Source organism: Paraburkholderia sp. UYCP14C (assembly GCF_004197395.1).
Classification (GTDB): Bacteria; Pseudomonadota; Gammaproteobacteria; order Burkholderiales; family Burkholderiaceae; genus Paraburkholderia.
The window spans coordinates 1-746 of sequence record NZ_SELS01000305.1 but is presented as its reverse complement, the minus strand read 5'-3'; the positions used below and the strand labels follow the sequence as shown (position 1 = coordinate 746).

Genomic DNA, 746 nt, shown 5'->3' with positions numbered 1-746 from the left:
GCGTGATCGCTCTCGGGCACCTGAATGCCGACCAGAATCGAGCTATAGTCCGCGCCCTGGTTGCGATAGTGGAACAGGCTGATGTTCCAGTTCGGCGCCATCGACGACAGGAATTTCATCAGCGCGCCCGGACGCTCGGGAAACTCGAAGCGGAACAGTCGCTCATCGCGCGCGAGCGGCGAGCGGCCGCCGACCATGTAGCGGATGTGCTGCTTCGACAGTTCGTCGAAGGTCAGGTCGACGGTGGCGAAGCCGTGCGCTTCGAAGGCGCCGGCGATCTGCGCCGATTCGCTGCGATTGCGGATCTGCACGCCGACGAAGATGTGCGCCGAGTTCGCGTCGGCGATCCGGTAGTTGAATTCGGTGACGCTGCGCGTGCCGACCAGCTCGCAGAAGCGCTTGAAACTGCCGCGTTCTTCGGGGATCGTCACCGCGAAGACCGCTTCGCGTGCTTCGCCCACTTCGGCGCGTTCGGCGACGAAGCGCATGCGGTCGAAGTTCATGTTCGCGCCCGACGTGATCGCGATCAGCGTCTGGTTCTCGATGCCTTCCCGTTCGGCGTACTGCTTCGCACCCGCCACCGCGAGTGAGCCGGCCGGTTCGAGCACGCTGCGCGTGTCCTGGAACACGTCCTTGATCGCGGCGCACAACGCATCGGTGTTCACGAGCAGCACTTCGTCGAGATATTCGCTGCACAGACGGAAGGTTTCTTCGCCGACGAGTTTCACCGCGGTGCCGTCGGAGAA

At 63.7% G+C, this 746-nt stretch carries 1 pseudogene; it reads right to left on the bottom strand.

The features are described from left to right. A pseudogene (locus tag EVC45_RS44975) lies at positions 1-746 on the bottom strand (pyridoxal-phosphate dependent enzyme); the annotation flags it as partial.